At 63.5% G+C, this 24,602-nt stretch carries 11 protein-coding genes and 8 pseudogenes; 11 read left to right on the forward strand and 8 right to left on the reverse strand.

Annotated features, from left to right (window positions below):
• Positions 1-150: 150 nt before the first annotated feature.
• Entirely contained in the window at positions 151-2,460 is a 2,310-nt protein-coding gene (metE, locus tag M1B34_RS20460) for a 5-methyltetrahydropteroyltriglutamate--homocysteine S-methyltransferase (RefSeq protein WP_268266084.1), read from the reverse strand.
• Positions 2,461-2,567: 107 nt separating this feature from the next.
• Between metE and metR the strand changes: the two genes are divergently transcribed.
• On the forward strand, positions 2,568-3,485 hold the full coding sequence (metR, locus tag M1B34_RS20465; protein WP_123328819.1) for a transcriptional regulator MetR: 918 nt from the start codon (positions 2,568-2,570) through the stop codon (positions 3,483-3,485).
• 21 nt (positions 3,486-3,506) lie between these two features.
• Here the strand turns inward: metR and M1B34_RS20470 are convergent, their stop codons facing one another.
• The 3 genes and pseudogenes from M1B34_RS20470 to M1B34_RS20480 form a co-directional block, all read right to left on the reverse strand.
• Positions 3,507-3,893: a nuclear transport factor 2 family protein gene (locus M1B34_RS20470; RefSeq protein WP_268266085.1), complete on the reverse strand. Its 387-nt coding sequence runs from the start codon at positions 3,891-3,893 to the stop codon at positions 3,507-3,509.
• A 148-nt stretch (positions 3,894-4,041) separates the two neighbouring features.
• Positions 4,042-4,478, reverse strand: a pseudogene (locus M1B34_RS20475) (NUDIX hydrolase).
• A 195-nt stretch (positions 4,479-4,673) separates the two neighbouring features.
• A pseudogene (locus tag M1B34_RS20480) lies at positions 4,674-4,945 on the reverse strand (type B 50S ribosomal protein L31).
• 314 nt (positions 4,946-5,259) lie between these two features.
• On the opposite strand from M1B34_RS20480, the pseudogene M1B34_RS20485 reads away from it, so the two are divergent.
• From M1B34_RS20485 to M1B34_RS20495, 3 genes and pseudogenes are all read left to right on the forward strand, one after another.
• Positions 5,260-6,878 (forward strand): annotated as a pseudogene (locus tag M1B34_RS20485) (FMN-binding glutamate synthase family protein).
• A 55-nt stretch (positions 6,879-6,933) separates the two neighbouring features.
• Positions 6,934-7,218: a putative quinol monooxygenase gene (locus M1B34_RS20490; protein WP_268266086.1), complete on the forward strand. Its 285-nt coding sequence runs from the start codon at positions 6,934-6,936 to the stop codon at positions 7,216-7,218.
• A gap of 65 nt (positions 7,219-7,283) precedes the next feature.
• Positions 7,284-7,580, forward strand: coding sequence for a cupin domain-containing protein (locus M1B34_RS20495; RefSeq protein ID WP_268266087.1), 297 nt, complete (start codon positions 7,284-7,286; stop codon positions 7,578-7,580).
• 104 nt (positions 7,581-7,684) lie between these two features.
• Here the strand turns inward: M1B34_RS20495 and M1B34_RS20500 are convergent.
• Positions 7,685-9,105 (reverse strand): annotated as a pseudogene (locus tag M1B34_RS20500) (amino acid permease).
• A 457-nt stretch (positions 9,106-9,562) separates the two neighbouring features.
• Here M1B34_RS20500 and M1B34_RS20505 point away from each other — a divergent pair.
• The 3 genes and pseudogenes from M1B34_RS20505 (at position 9,563) to M1B34_RS20515 (ending at position 14,200) form a co-directional block, all read left to right on the forward strand.
• Positions 9,563-12,669: pseudogene (locus M1B34_RS20505) on the forward strand (transglycosylase domain-containing protein).
• 164 nt (positions 12,670-12,833) lie between these two features.
• A complete protein-coding gene (locus M1B34_RS20510) occupies positions 12,834-13,418 on the forward strand; it encodes a PadR family transcriptional regulator (RefSeq protein ID WP_123328717.1) in 585 nt (194 codons plus the stop codon).
• On the forward strand, positions 13,415-14,200 hold the full coding sequence (locus tag M1B34_RS20515; protein WP_268266088.1) for a siderophore-interacting protein: 786 nt from the start codon (positions 13,415-13,417) through the stop codon (positions 14,198-14,200). Before M1B34_RS20510 ends, M1B34_RS20515 begins: the two co-directional genes overlap by 4 nt.
• A 51-nt stretch (positions 14,201-14,251) precedes the next feature.
• Here the strand turns inward: M1B34_RS20515 and M1B34_RS20520 are convergent, their stop codons facing one another.
• Positions 14,252-14,917 carry a Pr6Pr family membrane protein gene (locus M1B34_RS20520; RefSeq protein ID WP_268266089.1) on the reverse strand — a complete coding sequence of 222 codons (666 nt, stop codon included), beginning with the start codon at positions 14,915-14,917 and terminating at the stop codon, positions 14,252-14,254.
• Between the two features lie 10 nt (positions 14,918-14,927).
• The gene (locus M1B34_RS20525; RefSeq protein WP_268266090.1) at positions 14,928-15,158 is read right to left on the reverse strand and encodes a VF530 family protein; all 231 of its coding nucleotides are present in this window, start codon (positions 15,156-15,158) and stop codon (positions 14,928-14,930) included.
• Positions 15,159-15,454: 296 nt separating this feature from the next.
• On the opposite strand from M1B34_RS20525, the pseudogene M1B34_RS20530 reads away from it, so the two are divergent.
• A pseudogene (locus tag M1B34_RS20530) lies at positions 15,455-17,493 on the forward strand (TonB-dependent receptor).
• A 170-nt stretch (positions 17,494-17,663) separates the two neighbouring features.
• Here M1B34_RS20530 and M1B34_RS20535 read toward each other — a convergent pair.
• Positions 17,664-19,052: an aminotransferase-like domain-containing protein gene (locus M1B34_RS20535; RefSeq protein ID WP_268266091.1), complete on the reverse strand. Its 1,389-nt coding sequence runs from the start codon at positions 19,050-19,052 to the stop codon at positions 17,664-17,666.
• Positions 19,053-19,363: 311 nt separating this feature from the next.
• Here M1B34_RS20535 and M1B34_RS20540 point away from each other — a divergent pair, with 311 nt between their 5' ends.
• From M1B34_RS20540 to M1B34_RS20550, 3 genes and pseudogenes are all read left to right on the forward strand, one after another.
• Entirely contained in the window at positions 19,364-20,566 is a 1,203-nt protein-coding gene (locus M1B34_RS20540; protein WP_268261775.1) for a benzoate/H(+) symporter BenE family transporter, read from the forward strand.
• Between the two features lie 213 nt (positions 20,567-20,779).
• Positions 20,780-22,152 (forward strand): annotated as a pseudogene (locus tag M1B34_RS20545) (carbohydrate porin).
• A 176-nt stretch (positions 22,153-22,328) separates the two neighbouring features.
• Positions 22,329-24,542, forward strand: a pseudogene (locus M1B34_RS20550) (membrane-bound PQQ-dependent dehydrogenase, glucose/quinate/shikimate family); the annotation flags it as partial.
• Between the last annotated feature and the right edge of the window lie 60 nt (positions 24,543-24,602).

The raw sequence follows: 24,602 nt of genomic DNA on the forward strand, positions 1-24,602 counted from the left end.
AAAACACCGAAACGCAGAACCCCAGTAGAGCGCGAGTCTGATGAACTTCGTTGCGGCGCGCTGCCACAGTTGCATGACAGTTTGATGAAGCCCGCTGAGCGGTCATCGGGCTTCATCGCCGGCAAGCCGGTGGCTACAGGGCCGTAAACATCAGGCCAGTTGGCTGCGCAGTTGGCGGGCCGCGGCCACCATGTTCACCAGGGCCGCTTCGGTCTCGGGCCAGGCGCGGGTCTTCAGGCCACAGTCGGGGTTGACCCACAGGCGCTCGGCCGGGATGCGCTTGACCGCCTTGCTCATCAACTTGACCATTTCAGCCGTGTCCGGCACCCGTGGCGAGTGGATGTCATACACACCTGGGCCAATGTCGTTGGGGTAGTCGAAGGCCTCGAACGCTTCCAGCAACTCCATGTCCGAGCGCGAGGTTTCAATGGTGATCACGTCGGCGTCCATGGCCGCGATGGACTCGATCACGTCGTTGAATTCGCTGTAGCACATGTGGGTGTGGATCTGGGTTTCGTCGCGCACGCCGGAGGCGCTCAGGCGGAACGCTTCCACCGCCCAATCCAGGTACTCCTGCCATCGCGAGCGACGCAGCGGCAGGCCTTCACGAAACGCTGCCTCGTCGATCTGCACGATCTTGATCCCGGCCCGCTCCAGGTCCAGCACTTCATCCCGCAGGGCCAGTGCCAGTTGCCGGGCCTGGACCTTGCGCGACACATCTTCGCGCGGGAAGGACCACATCAGCATGGTCACCGGGCCCGTCAGCATGCCCTTCATCACCTTGTTGGTGAGGCCCTGGGCGTAGTCGATCCAGTCCACGGTCATGGCCTTGGGGCGGCTCAGGTCGCCGTAGATGATCGCCGGTTTCACGCAGCGCGAACCGTAGCTCTGGACCCAGCCAAAGCGGGTGAACAGGTAACCGTCCAACTGCTCGGCGAAGTACTCGACCATGTCATTGCGCTCGGCCTCGCCGTGCACCAGCACATCCAGCCCCAGGCGCTCCTGAACCTGCACCGCATGGCGGATCTCGCTGTGCATCGCATCGGTGTAGTCATTGGCCGACAACTTGCCTTGCTTGTAGGCCTGGCGCGCCAGGCGGATGCCCGCGGTCTGCGGAAAGGAGCCGATGGTGGTGGTGGGGAATGCCGGCAGCTTGAGCCGCGCCCGCTGTTGCTCGATGCGCTGGGCAAACGGTGATTGCCGCTGGCTGTCTGCCGCGCTGATGGCCTCGACCCGGGCCTGCACCGGGGCCTTGTGAATCCGTGGCGACTCGGCACGGCTGGCTTGCACGGCGCGGCTTTCGGCCAGGGCTGCTTGCACCGCCGGTGCCTGTGGGTCGTTCAAGGCATCGCGCAGCACCGAGATTTCACCGCACTTTTGCACGGCAAAGGCCAGCCAGCTTTTCAGCTCGGCATCCAATTGATCTTCCCGGGCCAGGTCCACCGGGCTGTGCAGCAGGGAGCAGGAACTGCTGACCCAAAGGTTGTCGCCAAAGCGCTCGTGGGCCACTTGCAGTTGCGCCAGGGCACTCTCCAGTTCGCAGCGCCAGACGTTGCGACCGTTGACCAGGCCCACCGACAGAATCTTGTAGGTCGGCAGCCGGTCCAGCACCTGGCCCAGTTGCTCCGGGGCACGCACGGCGTCGATGTGCAAACCGTCCACCGGCAGGCCCACGGCCAGCCCGAGGTTGTCTTCCAAGCCACTGAAGTAGGTGGCGACGAGCTTTTTCAGCGGCGAATACTGAAGGATGTGGTAGGCCCGTTCGAAGGCGCTTTTCCATTCGATGGGCAAGTCCAGGGTCAGGATCGGCTCATCGATCTGTACCCATTCCACGCCTTGCGCCTTGAGGCGGTTGAGAATCTCGCCGTACAGCGGCAGCAGGCGCTCCAGCAGGTCGAGCTTGTTGAAGTCGTTACCCTTGGCCTTGCCCAGCCACAGGTAAGTCAACGGGCCGATGATCACCGGCTTGACCTGGTGACCCAGGGCGTGGGCTTCGTCGACCTCGTCGAACAGTTGGTTCCAGCTGAGGCTGAAGACTTGGTCGGCGCTGAACTCCGGGACCAGGTAGTGGTAGTTGGTGTCGAACCACTTAGTCAGCTCCTGGGCGTGCTGGGCCTTGGCATGCTCGCCGCAGCAGGCAGTCGAAGCGCCGCGCGCCATGGCGAACAAGGTGCCCAGGGTCGGCTGGCCCTGGACATCGAGGCTGCCGGCGAAACGCTCGGGGATCACACCGAAGGCCAGGGAGTGGCTCAGGACTTGGTCGTACCAGGCGAAGTCGCCCACCGGCAGCAGATCGATGCCGGCGCTCTTCTGCAACTGCCAATGCTTGGCCCGCAGTTCCCGGCCCACCTGTTGCAACGCCGCTTGGTCGAGGTCGCCCTTCCAGTGGGATTCGAGGGCTTTTTTCAATTCGCGGTCAGCGCCGATGCGCGGGAAACCAAGTGTGTGGGCCAAGGCCATGAGGTGTTCCTCCCTGTAAAAGATGGCGCTATTGTCGACAGCCAAGGCAACATGAGACAAACTCAACCTTTTCGTGTTGATCACAAAATTTACTCATGGAGAACCTGGTGCTCGAAATCCGTCACCTGAAGACCCTGCACGCCCTGCGCGAAGCCGACAGCCTGGTCGAAGCCGCCGAACGCCTGCACCTGACCCAGTCCGCCCTGTCCCACCAGTTCAAGGAACTGGAGGAACGCCTGGGCATGCCGCTGTTCGTGCGCAAGACCAAGCCGGTGCGTTTCACCAGCGCCGGCCTGCGCCTGCTGCAACTGGCCGACGCCACCCTGCCGCTGCTGCGCGGTGCCGAACGGGATATCGCCCGACTGGCCGGGGGTACGGCAGGGCGCCTGCACATGGCGATCGAATGCCACAGCTGCTTCCAGTGGCTGATGCCAACCATCGACCAGTTCCGCGATGCCTGGCCGGAAGTGGAGTTGGACCTGGCCTCGGGGTTTTCCTTCGCCCCGCTGCCGGCCCTGGCCCGTGGCGACCTGGACCTGGTGGTCACGTCCGACCCGCTGGAGCTGTCGGGCATCACCTATGTGCCACTGTTCACCTACGAAGCCATGCTCGCGGTGGCCAACCAGCACCGGCTGGCGAGCAAGGCCTACATCGTTCCGGAAGACCTGCTCAGCGAAACCCTGATCACCTACCCGGTGGAACGGGATCGGCTGGACATCTTCACCCGCTTTCTGGAACCGGCGGACATCGAGCCGGCCCAGGTACGCACCTCGGAACTGACGGTGATGATGATGCAGTTGGTGGCCAGCGGCCGTGGGGTGTGCGGCATGCCGCACTGGGCGCTGCATGAATACAGTTCACGGGGTTATGTGAAGGCCAAGCGCCTCGGGGAAAAGGGCCTGTTCGCCACCTTGTATGCGGCGATTCGCGCCGACATGCTGGATGCACCCTACATGCGCGACTTCCTGCTGACGGCCAAGGACACCTCTTTCTCCACCCTGGATGGGGTCAGCGCCGTGCGTTGATATTGCACCGCGGGGCGGGCCTCAAGACCCGGGGTCGGTATCGCGATCAAGGGTCTTTTTCCCGGTGATGAACGACGCGCTTTTGATCTTGCCCGCCTCCACCTCATAGATGGCCACGGTTTCCAGGGTGCCGCTGCCATCGGCAAAGGTCCGGCTGATCAACTGGTGGTCGATGACCACGTTGCCCATCACCGAACGCGTGATCAACACCGCCTGCAGGTTCGGTTCAAGGAAGCGCGCCTGTGCCCGCGCTCGCAGTTCTTCATGCCCACGGGCCAGCAAGGTGGCGGGGTGCTCGTACTGCCGCGCGTCGCTGGCATAAGTCGCCAGCCAGGCCTGCATGTCCTTGCGGTTGTAGGCGTGCAACTGCGCCTCGACCAGCGCTTCGGGAGAGAGAGAATCAGCCATCGATCAAGTCCTCGATCAGTTGCTGCGACGTTGTTCGAACATCAGGCGCACGGCCCACCCTGCCAGGACAAAACCCATGGAACAACGCTGCGGCGAAAGTCTGGTCGTCGTGGAGTGGGATCATGGCATTCCTTGGCGATGAGCTGGATCAGCCAACGGGGCTGAGGGACGCCCGATAAAACGGCAGGATCAGATCCCGTGTCAATGGCGCCAGGCACAAATCCCCGTCACCGGCCGATCGATCCAGCGCACTTCTTCAATCTCCGCCGCCGGCGTCACGCCCTGGTCAATGCGCAGTTCAAACAGCTCGGCTTCCACCACATGCCCCGGCTCATTGGCAGCCGGTGCGCAAAACTGCCCCAGGTAACGGGCCTGGGCCGGATCGATGCGCAGGCCCAACTCCTCTTCCAACTCCCGGGCCAGGGCACTGACCGGTTGCTCGCCGTGTTCAATCTTGCCCCCCGGCTGCATGAACGCCTGGGTGCCACGCTTGCGGACCAACAGGGTGCGGCCGTCCGGGCCCAACAGCAGCGCGGCAGCGATACGGATCAGATGAGTGGAGGGCACGGCGTTGGAAAGGGTCATGGGAAGCAGGGCCTTGAACAAAAAGGCCGTAAGCATCCCATGAGCGAGGCGCCAGCGTCACCCTGGGGAACGCCAACAGGCAACCCCTGGCAAGCAGCGGTTCAGGCCAGCCAACCAACGCTCAAAGGAAAACAGCAGGAAGGGTGATGCAGTCGACGATCGCTCCACAAGGGGAGCGATTGCCAGGCCGGGCCATCAGGCCGAGGGGCTTTTGCCGCTGGAGCCGAAACCGGCAAAACGCTTGTTGAAGCCGGCGATCCGACCTTCGGACTGGGTCTTGCGTTGCTGGCCGTGTACACCGGGTGGGAGGCGCTGGACACGTCCAGGGCGACGTAGGGATAGGTGTTGCCATCGACGTGCTGATGGGTGCGATCAGTGTCCACGGTGGAGCCGATCAGGAAGAACACATCGGCGGCGGTGTCATGGAACAGCACGGTGCGATAGGCGGGGTGGATATCAGGTTTCATGGGGGCCTCCAAAGGCAGGTTGGGGTCGACGCAAGCGTTATACAATAACATATCGAAATCAGCCAAACGAGAATTCATTGCGATAAGGACCTCGACAAAACCTCTAAAGCCCCCCCTGAAAAGCCCGATCTGCCTCGCAGCGGTTGCCCAAGCCGGGAGATCGCTCGTAAGCTCCGGTCTCTGCGACAACCGTGAAATCCATAAGAAACGCCTTCACAGCCAGCCGGGCGATTGCGCCGGGCACGGCTGTTATCGATGCCCTCCAGGGCACCCGCGTCTGCCCGAACTGATGAGTCCGACCCCAAGGAAACCGTATGAGCCTGTCACTCCTGAGCCGCTACGCCTTCTTTGCCGCCTGTGTGATCTTTACCCTCGCCAGCCTGCCTTTTCTTGACCACGATTGGCTCTGGCCGCTCACCCTTGTCACCGGCCTGCTCAGCCTGCTGGGGATTTTCGACCTGCTGCAAAGCCCTCACGCGGTGCGCCGCAACTACCCGATCCTGGGCAATATCCGCTACCTGGTGGAAGGCATCCGCCCGGAAATCCGTCAGTACCTGCTGGAGTCCGATAGCGACGCCCTGCCCTTCTCCCGGGCCCAGCGCTCCCTGGTCTATTCGCGGGCCAAGAATGAAAGCGCCGACAAACCCTTCGGCACCCTGATCGACGTCTATCAGTCGGGCTTCGAATTTATCGGCCACTCCATGCGCCCTGCGCCCCTGAGTGACCCCAGCGCCTTTCGCGTGATGGTCGGCGGCCCGCAGTGCACGCAGCCCTACTCGGCGTCGGTGTTCAACATCTCGGCCATGAGTTTCGGCTCGTTGAGTGCCAACGCGATCCGCGCTCTCAACCAGGGCGCCAAACTGGGCAACTTCGCCCACGACACCGGCGAGGGCAGCATCAGCCCGTACCACCGCGAACATGGCGGCGACCTGACCTGGGAACTGGGCAGCGGCTACTTCGGCTGCCGCACCGCCGACGGTCGCTTCGACCCCGAGCGCTTCGCCGTCCAGGCACAGAACCCGCAAGTGCGGATGATCGAAATCAAGATGAGCCAGGGCGCCAAGCCGGGCCACGGCGGCATCCTGCCCAAGCACAAGGTGACCCAGGAAATCGCCGACACCCGAGGCATCCTGATGGGCGAGGACTGCATCTCGCCATCCCGCCACAGCGCCTTTTCCACCCCCCTGGAACTGATGCAGTTCATCGCCCAGTTGCGTGAACTGTCGGGCGGCAAACCGGTGGGCTTCAAGTTCTGCCTGGGCCACCCCTGGGAATTCATGGGCATCGCCAAGGCCATGCTGGAAACCGGCATCCTCCCGGACTTTATCGTGGTGGACGGCAAGGAGGGCGGCACCGGCGCCGCGCCCGTGGAGTTCACCGACCACATCGGCGTGCCCATGCGCGAAGGCCTGCTGTTCGTGCACAACACCCTGGTGGGCCTGAACCTGCGGGACAAGATCAAACTCGGCGCCAGCGGCAAGATCGTCAGCGCCTTCGACATCGCCAGCGTGCTGGCCATCGGCGCCGACTGGGCCAACTCGGCCCGGGGGTTCATGTTTGCCATTGGCTGCATCCAGTCCCAGTCCTGCCACACCAACAAATGCCCCACCGGCGTGGCCACCCAGGACGCCCTGCGCCAACGTGCGCTGGTGGTGCCGGACAAGGCCCAGCGGGTGTTCAACTTCCACCGCAACACCCTCAAGGCCCTGGCCGAGATGCTGGCGGCCGCCGGCCTCGATCACCCCTCGCAGTTGGAAGCCAAGCACTGGTACGGCGCATGTCGGCCACCGAAATCAAGTTGTTCTCCCAGCTGCACGTATTCCTCAAGCCCGGCGAATTGCTCACCGGCGAGGTCAATGGCCTGTTCTACTCGCGCATGTGGCAATTGGCGCGGGCCGACAGTTTCGAACCCAACAGCGAAGCCGCTGCCTGATCAGCACCACCCCCAGCGCCCCGCATGGTGCGGGGCCTTGGCTCAAGGAAGAAGCATGCTTAAAGTCATCGCCGAAGATTTCATCCAACCCGAACACCTCGACACCGTGCGCCCGTGGTACGCCGAGCTGGTGGAGAAGACCCGCCAGGAACCGCTGTGCCTTGCCTACGATCTGTTCATTGACCAGAAAGACCCCGGGCACTTTGTCTTCATCGAGTTGTGGCCCGACCAGGCCGCCCTGGATGCCCACTGCCGCAGCGAACACTTCACCCGCCTGGTGCCGCAGATCAACGCTTACCAGTCCAAGGACTGCCGGGTGTTGCTGATGAATGAATTCTGACCCTGCCCCCACGTGCTGACCGGACCACCGAAAGCAGCCCCGTCCTGACCTTTCGGAGAACCCCCATGCCATTGCTGTCATTCGATTCACTGTCCGGCCAGTTGCCGACCACCTGGCGCTCGTCGCTGCTGGGCCAGGTGGGCCCGGCGCGTATCAAGGTGCTGCGCATGGACGCCCAGGCGTACCTCGAGGAAACCCACGACTACAACGAGGGGCTGCTGGTCACCAGCGGTTGCCTGCACCTGACCGTTGCCGGCGAGGAGGTGTCGGTGGGCCTCGGCCAGATGTACCTGGTCGAAGCCGGTGTGGCCCATGCCGTGCGGGCCGGCAGCCACGGCACGCTGGTGATCATCGATATCTGAGGCCTGATCGGCCCTCCTTAGCAGCCGGCTTGCCGGCGATCCAATAAAAAGCCCCGATCATTTGACCGGGGCTTTTTGGGGGCAGTGATGTTCCAGCGCGACGCTTACCGAGCGGAACGTACCGCGCCCTGTTGGGCCTGGCTCGGCTGCAGATTGAACACGTAGAACAGCAGCGTGAGCAGCGCCAGGAACGCCGGGCCGACGTACAGCGCTACGCGAGTGTCCGGGAAGTAGGCCATCAGCCCCACCACCAGCACCAGGAACGCCAGCGCCAGGTAGGAACTGACCGGATACAGCCACATGCGGTACTGCAAGCCGGCCCGTTCAGCCGGGCTCAGGCCGCGACGGAACTTGAGCTGGGCCAGAAGGATCATGGCCCAGGTCCAGATCGCGCCGAAGGTGGCGATCGCCGTGACCCAGACAAACACTTTCTCGGGCACCAGGTAGTTCAGCAACACGCCCAGCAGCAGGGCGAAGATCGACAGCAACAGAGCCCGACGAGGCACGCCGTTGCTTGAGGTCTTGGCAAAACCGGCCGGGGCCTGGCGTTCTGCGCCAGGCTGTAGAGCATGCGCCCGGTGCTGAAGATGCCGCCGTTGCAGGACGACAGCGCGGCGGTGATCACCACGAAGTTGATGATGCCGGCGGCGGTCTTGATCCCCAGGCGCTCGAAAGTCATGACGAAAGGACTGCCCTGGGTGCCGATTTCATTCCACGGGTAGATCGACAGGATCACAAACAAGGCGCCGACGTAGAACAGCAGGATGCGCCAGAACACCGAGCCGATGGCATTGGGAATGGTCTTGCGCGGGTTCTTCGCTTCGCCGGCGGTGAGGCCGATCATCTCGACGCCCAGGTAGGCGAACATCACCATCTGCAGGGACATCAGCACGCCGGTCACGCCGTTGGGCATGAAACCGCCGTGGGCCCACAAATGGGAGATGCCCAGGGCCACCCCCTCGTTGCCGAAGCCGAAGGCAATGATGCCGACGCCGCCGATCACCATGGCGATGATGGTGACGATCTTGATCAGAGCGAACCAGAACTCGAACTCACCGAACGCCTTGACCGCGATCAAGTTGATCGAGCCCATGCTCACCAGGGCCGCCAGGGCCCAGATCCAGCGCGGCACCTCGGGGAACCAGACGCCCATGTACACAGCCACTGCGGTGATTTCCGCCACACAGGTCACCAGCCACAGGAACCAGTAGTTCCAGCCCGTGAGAAAGCCCGCCAACGGGCCCAGGTAGTCTTGTGCATAACGACTGAACGAACCTGCCACCGGGTTATGCACGGCCATTTCACCGAGGGCGCGCATGATCACCAGGATCGCCAGGCCGCCAATGATGTAGGACAGCATGATGGCCGGACCGGCCATTTCGATGGCCTTGGCCGAACCGAGGAACAGGCCGACGCCGATACAGGCGCCCAGCGCCATCAGGCGGATATGCCGCTCCCCGAGTTCACGATGCAGCGGGCCGCCCTGAGCGGTCTCGCCATGGGGCAAGTGGTTGCCAACTGGCATAGGGATACAACCTCATTTTGTTATTGGATATGAACCACCGAGTCTTCGAGGCAGCGACGGATAATCGAAGCCTGCTCAACCGGGTCGGCCTTATGGGCCGGCTCGTCCGTAGGGCAACACCTACGAGATCAGCGGGGCGTGCAGTATAAAAAGCTCCCCACAGGGCTTTTCACTCTATAAACAGCTCAATGCAGAGAGAACTCTCGGCAAAGCCCCCTTCCACGGAGGCCCATTGCCTGGCTGTTGCGGCAAGTGCCCCACCGAGAGGGCGCGGAGTATTGCACGACAATGGTGCAGCGTCATGCCCCTACCTAGGCCGCATTTACCGCTCAAAACCGGTGGTTTCGGCCGCGTCCAACGGATCGCGCAGAGGCTTTGCACAATTTTTTCACCGCCTCCAACCAGCGACTAAGCTTCAGACAAGTCCGATCAATCTGCGTAAATGGATCAATCGACTATGGGCGCTTTATGGCAGTCAAACTCGCGTAGAACCGCAGTGCCAACCGAGAGTGTGGAAGAAGCGCCTTTACCCAAAAAATCCGCCCCCCGTCGTTACCGCTGGCGCTTGTTCTGGCTGCTGTTGTTGCTGGTCATGATTGCCCTGGGGTTTGCCGCGATGCGGGAAATGCGCAAGTCGACCCTGCAGGCCCGAACCTTCAGCCACCTCGCCGATGACTTGCGCTACAGCGTGCAACCCGGCCCCAGCGACGCGGTGCGCTATCCCGGTGCCGGCCCCTTCGACAAGCGCCTGGGCTACAGCGCCCTCGGCGAATTTCTGCCGCGCCTGCTCAAGCGCGGCTACCTGGTCGATGCCCAGGCGCATTTTTCCCCGGCCTTGATGGACTACAGCGAACAGGGTTTCTTCGTGCCCTACACCGAAAAGATCCAGGCCGGCCTGTCGATCACCGACTGCCGCGCCGCCCCGCTGTATCAGTTCAACTACCCGCAGCAGCTGTATTCGAGTTTTGCCGCCATTCCACCCGTGGTGGTGAACAGCCTGCTGTTCATCGAAAACCGCGACCTGCTGGACCCCAAGCAACCCCTGGCCAACCCGGCAGTGGACTGGCCACGCTTCGCCAAGGCGCCTGGTCGCAAGTGGCCAAGCTGCTGCACCTGCCCGGGCAAACCGCGGGCGGCAGCACCCTGGCCACGCAACTGGAAAAATACCGGCACTCCCCCGATGGCCTGACGGTGTCGGGCGGCGAAAAAATCCGCCAGATGATTTCTGCCAGCGTCCGCGCCTACCAGGATGGCCCGAACACCCTGGAGGCCCGGCAACGGATCGTCCGCGACTACCTCAACAGCGTGCCGCTCTCGGCGGTGCCTGGGCACGGCGAAGTGCACGGCATGGCTGAAGGGTTGCGGGTCTGGTACGGCGCCGATTTCAATCAGGTCAATCAGCAGTTGGCCAGCACCGCCAGCGATCCCCAGAGCCTGGCGCAACGGGGCCTGGCCCTGCGTGAAGTGCTGTCGCTGATGATCGCCCAGCGTCGGCCCTCCCATTACCTGTCCAAGGGCCGCGCAGAACTGGCGGAGCTGACCGACAGCCACATCCGCCTGCTGGCGCAGAACGGGGTGCTGGACGGCCCGCTGACCGCCGCCGCCCTGGCCAGCCAGGTCAGCTACCGCGACTGGCAGCAACAGCCCACCCTGCAACCGATCGAGACCAACAAGGGCATCAGCGTGGCGCGCAGCCGCCTGGCTGCCCTGCTCAATCGGCCCCTGTACGACCTGGACCGCCTCGACCTGTCGGCCACCAGCACCCTGCAGAGCGACCTGCAACGCCAGGCCACCGACTACCTCAAGCAACTGGCCGACCCGGCTTTTGCGGCGCAGATCGGGCTGCTGGGCGAACGCCTGTTGACCCCCACCAGCACCACCCAGGTGCGCTACAGCTTCACCCTGTTCGAACTGACGCCGGACGGCTCACGGGTGCGGGTGCAGACCGACAGCACTGACCAGCCCTTCGATATCAACGAGGGCAGCAAGCTGGAACTGGGCTCCACCGCCAAGCTGCGGGTGCTCACCACTTACCTGCAGATCATTGCCGAATTGCACGGGCGTTATGCCGCACAAACGCCGGCACAACTGAAGAAAGTCGAGGTGGCCGAACAGGACCGGCTCAGCCGTTGGGCCGTGGATTACCTGAGCCAGAACAGCGACCGCGACCTGTCGAAAATGCTCGATGCGGCGTTGGATCGGACCTACTCCGCGAGCCCCGGCGAAGCTTTTTTCACCGGCGGCGGGCTGCATCGCTTCCACAACTTCCGCAATGAAGACAACGGCCGTAACCCAACCCTGCGCGACGCCCTGCGTGAGTCCATCAACCTGCCGTTCATTCGCCTGATGCGTGACCTGGTGCGCTACAGCACCTATTCGGGAGACAACAACAGCGCCGAACTGCTCAAGGACGATGGCGACCCGCGCCGCCAGGAATACCTGGCCAAGTTTGCCGACCATGAAGGCACGTCGTTCCTTCTGCGGTTCTGGAAGAAGTACCGTAACAAAGACACCCAGGCGCGCCTGGACACCTTCCTCGACAGCATGCACCCGACGCCGATTCGCCTGGCGGCGGTGCATCGCTACCTGCTGCCCGATGCCAGCCAGGAAAGCTTCACGCGGTTTGTGCGCTCGCACCTCAAAGGCGCCAAGCTCACTGAAAAACTCACCGACGAGCGCCTCGACAAGCTATACGCCAGTTATGGCCCCGGCGCCTACGACCTGCCGGACCAGGGCTACATCGCCAAGGTCCATCCCTTGGATCTGTGGCTGCTGGGCTACCTGCTGAACCACCCCGAGGCGTCCTTCAGCGAGGTGGTCAAAGCCAGTGAGTTCGAGCGCCAGGAGGTCTACAGCTGGCTGTTCAAAAGCCGGCACAAGAGCGCCCGGGACAGCCGCATCCGCACCATGCTGGAGATCGAAGCGTTCCTCGACATTCACCAGCGCTGGCAGAAAGTCGGCTACCCGTTCGACCATCTGGTGCCATCCCTGGCCACGGCCATCGGTAGCTCCGGGGATCGTCCGGCGGCCCTGGCGGAACTGGTGGGCACCATCCTCAACGACGGTGTGCGCCTGCCCACCTTGCGCATCGACAGCCTGCACTTCGCCGCCGACACCCCTTATGAAACCCGGCTGCTCAACGACCCGGACAAAGGCAAACGGGTGATGCCCGTGGAAGTGGCCAGCGCCCTGCGTTCGGCCCTGTCCCAGGTGGTGGATGCAGGCACGGCGAAACGTGTTTCCGGCAGCTTCAAGCTACCCGACGGCACGGCCCTGGCCATGGGTGGCAAGACCGGCACCGGCGACAACCGCATCGAAGCCATCGGCGCGGGCGGACGCATCCTCAGTTCGAAATCCATCAACCGCACCGCCACCTTTGTGTTCTACATCGGCGAGCATCACTTCGGCACCCTCACCGCCTACGTACCCGGCGCCTCGGCCCAGGCCTTCAAGTTCACCTCGGCCTTGCCGGTGCAGGTGCTCAAGGGCATGGCCCCCATCCTCACCCCTTACCTGCAACCGGGCAGCAGCACCCAATGCCTGGGCAGCCTGGCACAACGCTGACCCGCTGCCGACGTTAATCCCCAATGAATCAATGACCTGGCGCAATCGAGCGCCAGGCTGCTTCGCCGTCTCTCGTCGCCCCTCAAGACCGCTGACCGCCAGCGCTTGATTTTTTAATAAGATATATCTTAAGTTGTATCTAAACCAGACGAGAGAAAGAGAAAATGAGAGAGCACCACCCCCACCACCCCGGTCATCGAGAACATGGCGACGGCCGTGACGGCTTTGAAAAACGCCCCGGTCGCGAACGCGGTGGACGCGGGCCCCGGGTTTTCGCACCCGGCGACCTGAAGCTGCTGTTGCTGGCCCTGATTGCCGAACAGCCGTGCCACGGCTACGACCTGATCCGCCAGATCGAAGGCATGTTCGATGGCGCATACAGCCCGAGCCCCGGGGTCATCTACCCGACCCTGACCTTCCTTGAAGAAAGCGAAATGATCAGCGGCGATGCCGAAGGCGGCAAAAAGCGCTACAGCGTCACCGAAACCGGCCGTCTATCCCTGCAAGACCAAGCGATTGCCCTGGACGGCGTGCGTACGCGCATCGACGTCAGCAAACGCTCCCTGCGCGGGCACGATCGCCCGGCCGAAATCCACGAGGCGGTGCACAACCTGCGCCACGCCCTGCAACTGCACCATGGCCGCTGGAGCCCGGAGGAAATCCTCCGCGTACGCGACCTGCTGAACAACACGGCCAAAGCCATCGTCGATGGGCCGGCCAGCCAACCTGCGAAGGAGCAAGCTGAATGACCGTAGATAACTCGCTCACCATTCACCGCGTCAGCCATGAGATCAAACGCCGCCGCCTGGAAGTATTGCGCGTGGTCGACCTGACCCCGCGCATGCGCCGCATTACCCTGGGCGGAGCGGAACTGGCCGGGTTTATCAGCCTGGGCAGCGACGACCACATCAAGCTGCTGTTCCCGCAGAACGCCGAGCAACAAGCCGCCCTGGAAACCCTGGCCCTGGGCTCCGGCAAGGACGGCGGTCCGATGCCGGCCATGCGTGACTACACGCCACGGCGCTATGACCTGGAGATCGGCGAACTGGACATCGACTTCGTGCTCCACGGCGACGGCCCTGCCTCGACCTGGGCCGAGCAGGCCAAGCCCGGCCAATATCTGCATATCGGCGGCCCCCGCGGCTCGATGATCGTGCCGGACATCTTCGACAGCTACCTGTTGATCGGCGATGAAACCGCCCTGCCGGCCATTGCCCGCCGCCTTGAAGAACTGCCGGCCGGACGCAAGGTCCTGGCGGTGATCGAAGTGCAGGACGCGGCGGAACGCCAGGAACTGCGCAGCGCCGCCGAGGTTGAGGTGATCTGGGTCGAGCGTAATGGCGGCCAGCAGGACCTGATGAGTTGCGTGCGCGAGTTGCACGTGCCGCAAGGCCGGCTTTACGCCTGGATCGCCACCGAGAGCAAAGTGTCGCGGCAACTGCGCCGGGTCCTGCTGGATGAGCACAAGCTCAATGAAGAGTTCGTCAAGGCCGCCGGCTACTGGCGCCTGGACAACAACGAGGAAGACTGATCCGGCGTTGCTCGGTGGGGGCTTTGAGGGCCCTCGCCGGCAAGCCGGTGCCTAGGGGATTGGGCGTCGATGGCCGAGCCAGCGGTCTATGCCTAGCAGCACCAGCGACACCAGGACAAACCCCGCCAATATTCCCAGGGCATTGAGCAACACCTGGGGATAACCCAGCTTGTCCACGGCAATAAAGGGATAGGGATACAACCCCAGCAAACGCCCCCGCAACAGCAGATAGGCGAAGTACAGCATCGGGTAAAGCATCCACACACCGATGTGCCGAAGCCGCAGTTTTCCCTTGGGTACGCAGCACCACCAATAGACCAGAAACAGCAGCGGCATCACGTCGTGCAGCAACTCATCCGCCAGCCACTGCCAGCCCTGGGGATGCCACAAGTGCCGCAGCAACAGGCTGTAGGCCAAGCCCACCAGCAGAATGCTCGCGGCAATCCCGCTGCTGACCCACGGCTGCAGCAAGAACTGCTGGCCACGGGATATCCGCAGATTCAGCGCACAGGTCAGCACCGTCGCCACCAAGGTGTTGCTGAGCACGGTAAAAAAGCTGAAGAAGTTCACCAACCCACCCAGCAGGCTGGCATCCGCGCTCCAACGCAGCAGCAGGATCAGGTACAGCTGCACCGTCAGTCCCAGCCAACCCAGAACCGCCGCCCCGGCGATCAGGCCGTGCTTGCCAGGAATCGCTCGCAGCGCTGCGACACGCATTCGGCTGTCCTTAGGCGGGGCGTTTGCCGCGCGCCAGTTTGATGTAGAGCTTCTCGACCTTTTCCCGGGCCCACGGGGTCTTGCGCAGGAACGTCAGGCTCGACTTGATGCTCGGGTCGCTCTTGAAACAGCGGATATCGATGCGCTCCGCCAGGCCCGACCACTCGTAGTGCTCCACCAGCGCGTTGAGGATCTGTTCCAGGGTCACGCCGTGCAGCGGGTCGGTTTTGGGTTCGGTCATGCCAGGCCTTTTTGCGAAGAGAGAAACGGAAGCCGCGCACCTTAGCCGAGGGCATCGCCGGGTGGAAGGCTTGAGCCACAGTGAATCGGCACGTGCTCAATCAACTGTAGTCGCTGGCCATCCCTCAACGATCAGCGGTGGCGAAAAAGACCGGGTAAAAGTTCCTTCCTTTGAGACACAAAAGAGATGTTATATTGTAACAACAAACGAAAACCCATCCCCGTCCATGACACCCCCGTGTCCAGCCTGTTTTTCGACTCACCGCGCCCTGCGCGTCGCTTGCCAAGGAATGACCGATGTCCCTCAGCACTTCCCGCCCTTCTCGTTTTCTACGCTGGCGCTTGACCCCGTTGTCCGCCGCTTTGCTCCTGGTTTCCCAGGCCCAGGCCCTGGAGCTGCAACCCCAAGTCATCACCGCCAACCCCCTGGGCAGCGAGCAATTGGCAGCGCCCAGCACCGTGCTCGAAGGCGATGAACTGACTCTGCAGCAACAAGGCAGCCTCGGTGAAACCCTCAATAGACAACCCGGCGTGTCCTCGTCCTACTTCGGCCCCGGCGCCAGCCGGCCCATCATCCGCGGCCTGGACGGCGACCGTATTCGCTTGCTGCGCAACGGCGTCGGCGCCCTGGACGCTTCGTCGCTGTCCTACGACCACGCCGTGCCCCTGGACCCGGTCAACGTCGAGCGCATCGAAATCGTGCGCGGCCCGGCGGCGCTGTTATATGGCGGCAATGCCATCGGTGGCGTGGTCAACAGCTTCGACAATCGCATTCCCACCGCCGCCATCGAGGGCATCCACGGGGCGGGCGAATTGCGCTACGGCGGTGCCGATACGACCCGCAGCAGTGCCGGTAAACTGGAAGCCGGTGACGGCACCTTCGCCTTGCACTTGGACGCCAACTCCCGGCAGTTCAACGACCTGAAAATCCCCGGCTACGCCCGTAGCCGCCACGCTGCCGAGAGCGAAGACGGCGATGGTAAAAAAGGTCGCCTGGGCAACAGCGACGGGCGCCAGGACGGTGGCGCGTCGGCGGTTCCTACACCTGGGATGACGGCTATGCCGGCCTTTCCTACAGCCACTACGACTCCAACTATGGCTCACCGGCCGAAGAGGCGGTGCGTATTCGCATGCAGCAGGACCACTACGCCTTCGCCTCCGAACTGCGCAACCTGCAAGGGCCCTTCAGCTCGATCAAGCTCAACGCCGGCTACACCGATTACCAGCACAGGGAAATCGAAGGCGGCGAAACCGGCACCACCTTCAAGAACAAGGGCTACGAAGCACGGGTCGAAGCCCGCCACCAGCCCCTCGGCCCCCTCGACGGCGTAGTGGGCGCCCAGGTCAATCGCAACGAGTTCTCCGCCCTGGGTGAAGAAGCCTTCGTGCCGCAAACCGATACCAACAGCGGCGCGCTGTTTATCCTCGAAGAGCTGCAGGCCACCGAGCGCCTCAAACTCAGCCTCGGCGGCCGCCTGGAGCACACCACCGTAGACCCGGACAGCAAAGGCAACGAACGCTTCGCCCGGGCCGACCAGTCCAGTAGCTTCACCGCCGGCAGCCTGTCCTCCGGCGCGGTCTATACCCTGACGCCGATCTGGTCCCTGGCCGCCACTTTGGGCTACACCGAGCGTGCGCCGACCTTCTACGAGCTGTATGCCAATGGCGCCCACGTGGCCACCGGCACCTATGAAGTGGGCGACGCCAAGCTGTCCAAGGAAAAAGCCGTGTCCAGCGACCTGGCCCTGCGTTTTGACAACGGCACCCACAAGGGCAGCGTCGGGGTCTTCTACAGCCACTTCTCCAACTACATCGGCCTGTTGGGCAGCGGCCGGACGTTGGACGAAGACGGTGAAGAAGATGCCAACGGTATTCCGGAATACACCTACTCCGGTGTGCGCGCACGTTTCGCCGGGATCGAAGCCCAGGATCACTGGACCCTCGGGGAAAGCGCCTACGGCAAGTTCGCCCTGGAGCTGTCTGGCGACTACACCCGAGCCAAGAACCTGGACAACGGTGAAGCCTTGCCACGCATTGCGCCGCTGCGCCTGAACACTGGGTTGCTGTGGGAACAGGATCGCTGGCAAGCCCGCCTGGACGTGCAGCACGCCGCCAGCCAGGGCCAGGTGCCCGACAACGAAAGCGGCACCGACGGCTACACCACTCTGGGGGCCAGCGCCGGGTATCGCTTCGACATCGGCGGCAGCCAGTGGCTGGCCTTCGTCAAGGGCGAGAACCTGACCAACCAAACCGTGCGCTACGCCAGTTCGATCCTGCGGGACATCGCCCCAGCCGCCGGGCGCGGTGTGGAAGTCGGGTTGCGTACCACCTTCTAATCACCGCCCAACGCTCCTACACCCATCACGCCCCACCCATCACGCCACCTCGTAGGAGCTGGCTTGCCAGCGATAGCGTTCGTGAGAACGATGTCCGCTCCAAGGCCTATCGCCGGCAAGCCGGCTCCTACAGGGCAAGGGCGTTCGTGAGAGCGATGTTCGTTCCGGGGTTAGCGGTAGCGCCGTGGGTCGGCGTCGATCAGGCTGGCCAGTTGGGTCAGGGCAAAGCGCAACTCATCCTGGGTGGTGGGCGACATCAGCACCACCCGCACACAGCGCGAACTGACGCCGCGCTCCGCCTGGAACTGAGTCCCACTCATCACCAGCACGCCATTGGCCCGGGCCAGGGTGGCGAACTCATCGCCGGTCCAGGGCTCCGGTAAGGTCAGCCACAGGTGATAACTATGGGGCTGGGTCTGCACCTGCAGGCCGGCAAACACCTCGCGGGCGATGGCCTGGCGCGCCGCCGCCTCGGTGCGCTGGGTTTGCACCAGCTTGCGGTCCAACCCCTCGACAATCACATTGCTCGCCAACTGCGCCGTCAGGGGCGAGGGCATCCACACGCTGCTGCGCACCATCGAACTCAGGCGCGACAGCAACTTCGGCGGGCTGTACAGATAGCCCACGCGCAACGCCGGCATGATCGCCTTGGACAGGCTGGTGAGGTACACCGAACGCTCCGGCGCATAGGTGGACAGCGGCTTGATCGACGGATCGGTGGCGAGAAACCCGTAGATGTCGTCGTCGATGATCAGGAAGTCGAACTCTTCGGCAATCGCTGCGATTTGCGCGCGACGCCCCGGCGACATGATCGCCGTGGTGGGGTTCTGGCAACTGGCGACGCACACCAGCAACGCAGGTTTTTCCCGCAGGCACTGCTCGCGCAGGGCCTCGGGAATCATCCCCTCCTCATCCATCGCCACGCCCCGCAGGCGCCGCTCCAGGCCATGGGCCACGGAGAGAATGCCCGGGTAACTCAACGACTCGCAAAGCACCAGGTCCCCGGCATTGCTCAGAGCGCCGATGGCCACCATCAGCCCGTGCTGGGCACCCGAGGTGATCACCACTTGCTGCCAATGGGCTTCGGGCAACGCGTGCCGCAACCACTGGGCACCGGCCTCGCGATGGGCCGGGTGGCCGCCGTCCGGGGCATAGTCCAGGGCGCGACCGAAGTCGCTGCTACGGGCCATGCCCACCAAAGCACCCCGCAACCAGTACTCCAGGGTTTCGCTGTAGGGCTTGATGATCGACAAGTCCAGGGCTTCGGATTGCCCCAGGGACAGGGTCGGCGCGCTGGCCCCCTCAGGCACCATCAGCGCCGGTTGCGCCAGCACATAAGTGCCGCGCCCGACCTCGCCCTGCACCAGGCCACGACGCTGGGCTTCGCTGTAGGCACGGCTGATGGTGCCGGGGGTGACGTTCAGGGTGACCGCCAGCTCCCGCAGGGTCGGCAGGCGATCACCGTCATTCAACAATCCGCTGCCGATATCCCGCGCCAGGGCGTCGGCGATGGACAGGTAGACCGGCTGGTTGAACTCGCTTAACTGGGGAACCCACATGGAGGCTGATGACCCTCGGCTGCGTTGAAGTGGGCCGGAGCATATCACAGGCCATCACTCGCCTTTGGCACCGACTCAATCAACGGATTGAGTCGATTAACACACACATGAAAAAACGGCAGGCGACTCGATAGATTTTTTCATACCCCTTATAAATACTTATAAATCATCAAGTTAATGCTTCATAAAGAGCTTCGGAGATAAAACCAAGTCGAGAAACAATTGAATCGATTCAATTCGTTGAAATACACTCAACCACCATCAACTCAATCGATTCAATCCCACCCCCACTCCACGCCAGTCGAGATGCCATGCACAGTCTCAGAAAGGACCTGTCCCTCTCCGCCGTGATCGCCGGCCTGATCGCCGTGATCATTTCCTACGCCGGCCCCCTGATCATCGTGTTCCAGGCCGCCCGCGAAGCCCACTTGCCCAGCGACCAGGTGTCGTCTTGGATCTGGGCCATCTCCATCGGCAGTGGCCTCACCGGCCTGCTGCTCAGTTGGCGCTTGAAGGTGCCGGTGATCACCGCTTGGTCCACGCCCGGTGCGGCGCTGCTGGTGTCGATGCTGCCAACGGTGTCGCTGCCCCAGGCCATCGGCGCCTACATGGTCGCCTCGTTGATCATTGCCGTGGTCGGGCTTTCCGGGGCTTTCGACAAGCTGATGAGCCGCCTGCCCAAGGCCATTGCCGCCGCCATGCTGGCGGGCATTCTGTTCCGCTTCGGCGCCGGGCTTTTTACCTCGGTGACCCTGCAACCGGCCCTGGTGCTGGCCATGATTGCCGCCTACTTGCTGGGCAAGCGCCTGTCACCGCGCTACGCGATTCTCGCGGTCCTGCTGGTGGGCTGTGCAGTGGCCGCCGGCCTAGGTGAATTCAACGGTGGCTCCATCACCCTGGCAGTGGCCCAACCGATCTTCATGGCCCCCGAGTGGAACTGGCACGCGATCATCAACATCGGCCTGCCCCTGGCCCTGGTGACCCTCACCGGGCAATACGTCCCGGGCATGGCGGTGATGCGCAGCGCCGGCTACACCACCCCGGCGCGCTCCATCGTGTCCTGGACGGCCCTGACGTCAGTGCTGCTGGCACCCTTCGGCTCCCACGGCATCAACCTCGCGGCCATCACCGCCGCCATCTGCACCGGCCGCGAAGCCCATGAAGACAAGGACAAGCGCTACATCGCCGGGATCGCCTGCGGGCTGTTTTACCTCCTCATGGGGGTGTTCGGCGCGACCCTGGCGTCGGTGTTCGCCGCCCTGCCCAAGGAGCTGATTGCCGCCTTGGCCGGCCTCGCCCTGTTCGGCGCCATCAGCGCTGGCCTGAGTGGTGCCATGGCTGACGAAAAACAACGGGAAGCGGCGCTGATCACCTTTCTGGTGACCGCCTCCGGCATGAGTTTCCTCGGCCTGGCGGCGGCGTTCTGGGGCTTGATCTTCGGCCTGGTGGCCCACGGCGTGCTCACCTACACCCGGGACAAGTCCGTGCTGGGCGCGGCGCAAAACCCACGCTGAATCAGGTAGCGCCATCGCCACTGTTACCAAATTCGAAATGCTTCATGTCAAGAAAAGCGCTTTCTCTCCACGAGACGGCGCTTTATCCTTCCCGTCCCAAAGCAGAACCGTTTCACCTTCTCTTGTAAATCAGCCGTTTGCCGTGGTGCTTCGCCCCGCCGCATGCCGCCTGATGCCAGCCCATTCCTAGAAAAAGACTGCCATTTCATCCTTATGCCTGACGTCCCTACTTTTAAAGACAGCGCTGTCTCACACCCCAATGCCCGTCACAAAGCCCTGGCTCTGCTCAGCGCCCTGGGGTTTGCCAGCTGCGCTCACGCGCGCCCGCCTTCGACAGCGACTCGCCCTGGATGCTCGGCGACTGGAACGGCACGCGCACAGACCTGGCTCGCCAGGGCTACGACTTCAAGATGGACTACGTCGGCGAAGTGGGCGCCAACCTGCACGGTGGCTACGACCATGACCGCGCTGCCCGCTACAGCGATCAGTTCGCCTTCGGCAGTCACCTGGACCTGGAGAAGATCCTTGGCTGGAGTGACGCCGAGTTCCAGTTGACCATCACCGAACGCAGCGGCAACAACATCAGTAACGACCGCATCAACGACCCTCGGGTCGGCGGCTTTACCTCGGCCCAGGAAGTCTGGGGCCGCGGCCAGACCTGGCGCCTGACGCAAATGTGGTACCAGCAGAAATTCTTCGACCAGAAGCTCGACATCAAGGCCGGCCGCTTCGGCCAGGGCGAAGACTTCAACAGCTTCCCCTGCGACTTCCAGAACCTGGCGTTCTGCGGCTCCCAGGTGGGCAACTGGGCCGGCAGCGTCTGGTACAACTGGCCGGTCAGCCAATGGGCACTGCGGGTCAAATATCACCTGACCCCGGAGCTCTATGCCCAGGTCGGCGCCTACGAGCAGAACCCGTCCAACCTGGACCGCGGCAACGGCTTCAAGCTCAGCGGCAGCGGCACCCAAGGCACCCTGCTGCCAGTAGAACTGGTGTGGACGCCCAAGCTCGGCGGGCTGCCGGGCGAATACCGCGCCGGCTATTACTACAGCAGCGCCAAGGCCAGCGACGTCTATAAAGACGGCAACGGCCAGCCAGCGGCCCTGAGCGGCGACGCCTACCGCAGCAGCTCGAGCAAGCACGGCCTGTGGCTGGGCGCGCAACAGCAGGTCACCAGCCTGGCCAGCGACCATTCCCGGGGCTTGAGTGTGTTCGCCAACGTGACGATGCACGACAAGAAGACCAACGCCATCGACAACTACGTCCAGGCCGGCCTGGTCTACAAGGGGCCGTTCGACGCCCGGACAAAAGACGATATCGGCTTTGCCGTGGCCCGGGTCCACGTCAACCCGGCGTACCACAAGAACGCCGAGGCGACGAACCAGGCCAACGTGGTCTTCGACTACGACAACCCGGCCTACCTGCCTGTGCAAGACACCGAATACAGCGCCGAGCTGAACTACGGCGTGCACCTGAGCAACTGGCTGACCGTGCGCCCCAACCTGCAGTACATCCGCCATCCGGGCGGTGTCGACCGGGTCGATGACGCACTGATCGGCGGGATCAAGATCCAGAGTTCGTTCTGATCCACCTCGCTGCGCCGAACACTTTTTTGCTGAACCATGCCCGCGCCTGAACGTCATCTACAGTGAACAAGCGCGGAAACACTCTTAACGTCACGGAGAACCACACTATGAGCACTGAGGGTGCTTCAAGTCCTAGCCGCCTGCTGCCGAATCTGCTCGGCATCCTGCTGCTGCTAATGGGCCTGGCCTTGCTGGCCGGGGGGATCAAGCTGAGCATGCTCGGCGGCTCGCTGTACTACCTGCTGGCCGGCCTCGGCCTGATCGTCACCGGCATATTGCTGCTGGCGGGGCGCAGTGCCGCGCTGGGCCTGTACGGGGTGGTGCTGTTCGCCAGCTCGGTCTGGGCGCTGTGGGAAGTCGGCCTGGATTGGTGGCAACTGGTGCCGCGCCTGTCGCTGTTCTTCGTCCTGGGCGTGGTCCTGCTGCTGCCCTGGTTCCGCCGTCCGCTGCTGCGCAACGGCCCGGCACCCCTGGGCACTGCGGTACTGAGTGTGGCCGTGATCCTCGCCGGCGGCTCGGCCATCGGCAGCCAGTTCACCCACCCGGGGGAAATCTCTGGCGAACTGGGCCGCGACACCAGTGACCTGGCCAGCACCGCACCGGCCATGCCCGAAGGCGACTGGCAGGCGTACGGCCGCACCGAGTTCGGTGACCGTTACTCGCCGCTGAAGCAGATTACCCCGGCCAATGCTGGCCAGTTGCAGGAAGCCTGGCGCATCCGCACCGGCGACATGCCGACCGCCAAGGACCCGGTGGAGATCACCAACCAGAACACCCCGCTGAAGGTCAACGGCATGCTCTATGCCTGCACCGCCCACAGCAAGGTGCTGGCACTGGACCCGGACACCGGCAAGGAAATCTGGCGCTTCGACCCGCAGATCCAAGGCCCCAACGGTGATGACTTCCGTGGCTGGGCGCACATGACCTGCCGTGGCGTGTCGTACTACGACGAAGCCAACTTCACCAAGGCCGACGCCATCAGCACCCCGGCCACCCTGTCGGACGCTGGCAAGGCGATTGCCACCAGTTGCCCGCGTCGCCTGTTCCTGCCGACCGCCGATGCGCGCCTGATCGCCATCAATGCCGACACCGGCAAGGTCTGTGAAGACTTCGGCAACAAAGGCGCCGTGGACCTCAAGGCCGGCATCGGCCCATTCACCCCGGGCGGCTACTACTCCACCTCGCCTACCGCCATCACTCGCAACCTGGTGATCATCGGCGGCCACGTGACCGACAACGAGTCGACCAACGAGCCTTCCGGCGTGATCCGCGCGTTCGACGTGCATGACGGGCACCTGGTGTGGAACTGGGACGCCGGCAACCCCGACGAAACCACCCCGCTGCAGGCAGGCCGCACCTACACCCGCAACTCGCCGAACATGTGGTCCCTGGCCAGCGTCGACGAGAAGCTGGGCATGATCTACCTGCCCCTGGGCAACCAGATGCCGGACCAATGGGGCGGCAACCGCAGCCCGGGCGCCGAGAAGTTCAGCGCCGGCACCGTGGCCCTGGACCTCGACACCGGCAAGCTGCGCTGGAACTACCAGTTCACCCACCACGACTTGTGGGACATGGACGTGGGCAGCCAACCGACCCTGCTGGACATGAAGACCGCGGACGGCGTCAAGCCAGCGCTGATCCAACCGACCAAGCAAGGCAGCCTGTATGTGCTGGACCGTCGCGACGGCAAGCCGATCGTACCCATCCAGGAAGTACCGGCCCCTACCGGCGCCGTAGAAGGCGACCACACCGCGCCGACCCAGGCTCGTTCCGACCTGAACCTGCTGCCACCGCCGCTGGAAGAGAAAGGCATGTGGGGCGCCACGCCATTCGACCAGATGCTGTGCCGCATCCAGTTCAAGGAACTGCGTTACGAAGGCCAGTACACCCCGCCATCGATCCAGGGCAGCCTGGTCTATCCGGGTAACGTCGGCGTGTTCAACTGGGGCAGCGTCTCGGTGGACCCGGTCCGCCAACTGCTGTTCACCAGCCCGAACTACATGGCCTTCGTGTCCAAGCTGGTGCCGCGTGCCGAAGTGGCCGCCGACAGCAAGCGCGAAAGCGAAACCTCGGGCGTGCAACCTAACGCCGGCGCACCTTACGCAGTGATCATGCACCCGTTCATGTCGCCGTTCGGCGTGCCCTGCCAGGCTCCGGCCTGGGGCTATGTGGCCGGTGTCGACCTGACCACCGCCAAGGTGGTGTGGAAACACAAGAACGGCACCAGCCGCGACAGCTCGCCAGTGCCGATCGGCCTGCCTATCGGCGTACCGAGCATGGGCGGCTCCATGGTCACCGCCGGGGGCTCGGCTTCCTCAGCGGCACCCTGGACCAGTACATCCGTGCCTATGACGTGAAGAACGGCAAAGGAACTGTGGAAGTCCCGCCTGCCAGCCGGCGGCCAAGCCACGCCGATGAGCTACACCGGCAAGGATGGCCAGCAGTACGTG

It is taken from the genome of Pseudomonas morbosilactucae, assembly GCF_023241715.1.
GTDB classification, from domain to species: Bacteria; Pseudomonadota; Gammaproteobacteria; order Pseudomonadales; family Pseudomonadaceae; genus Aquipseudomonas; species Aquipseudomonas morbosilactucae.

Excerpts from the sequence above, each read along its gene's own strand:
- M1B34_RS20535 (WP_268266091.1), bottom strand. The coding sequence starts at position 19,052 with ATGTGGGTTCCCCAGTTAAGCGAGTTCAACCAGCCGGTCTACCTGTCC.
- M1B34_RS20525 (WP_268266090.1), bottom strand. The coding sequence starts at position 15,158 with ATGACCGAACCCAAAACCGACCCGCTGCACGGCGTGACCCTGGAACAG.
- M1B34_RS20490 (WP_268266086.1), top strand. The coding sequence starts at position 6,934 with ATGCTTAAAGTCATCGCCGAAGATTTCATCCAACCCGAACACCTCGAC.
- M1B34_RS20510 (WP_123328717.1), top strand. The coding sequence starts at position 12,834 with ATGAGAGAGCACCACCCCCACCACCCCGGTCATCGAGAACATGGCGAC.
- M1B34_RS20470 (WP_268266085.1), bottom strand. The coding sequence starts at position 3,893 with ATGGCTGATTCTCTCTCTCCCGAAGCGCTGGTCGAGGCGCAGTTGCAC.
- M1B34_RS20520 (WP_268266089.1), bottom strand. The coding sequence starts at position 14,917 with ATGCGTGTCGCAGCGCTGCGAGCGATTCCTGGCAAGCACGGCCTGATC.
- M1B34_RS20495 (WP_268266087.1), top strand. The coding sequence starts at position 7,284 with ATGCCATTGCTGTCATTCGATTCACTGTCCGGCCAGTTGCCGACCACC.
- M1B34_RS20540 (WP_268261775.1), top strand. The coding sequence starts at position 19,364 with ATGCACAGTCTCAGAAAGGACCTGTCCCTCTCCGCCGTGATCGCCGGC.
- metE (WP_268266084.1), bottom strand. The coding sequence starts at position 2,460 with ATGGCCTTGGCCCACACACTTGGTTTCCCGCGCATCGGCGCTGACCGC.
- M1B34_RS20515 (WP_268266088.1), top strand. The coding sequence starts at position 13,415 with ATGACCGTAGATAACTCGCTCACCATTCACCGCGTCAGCCATGAGATC.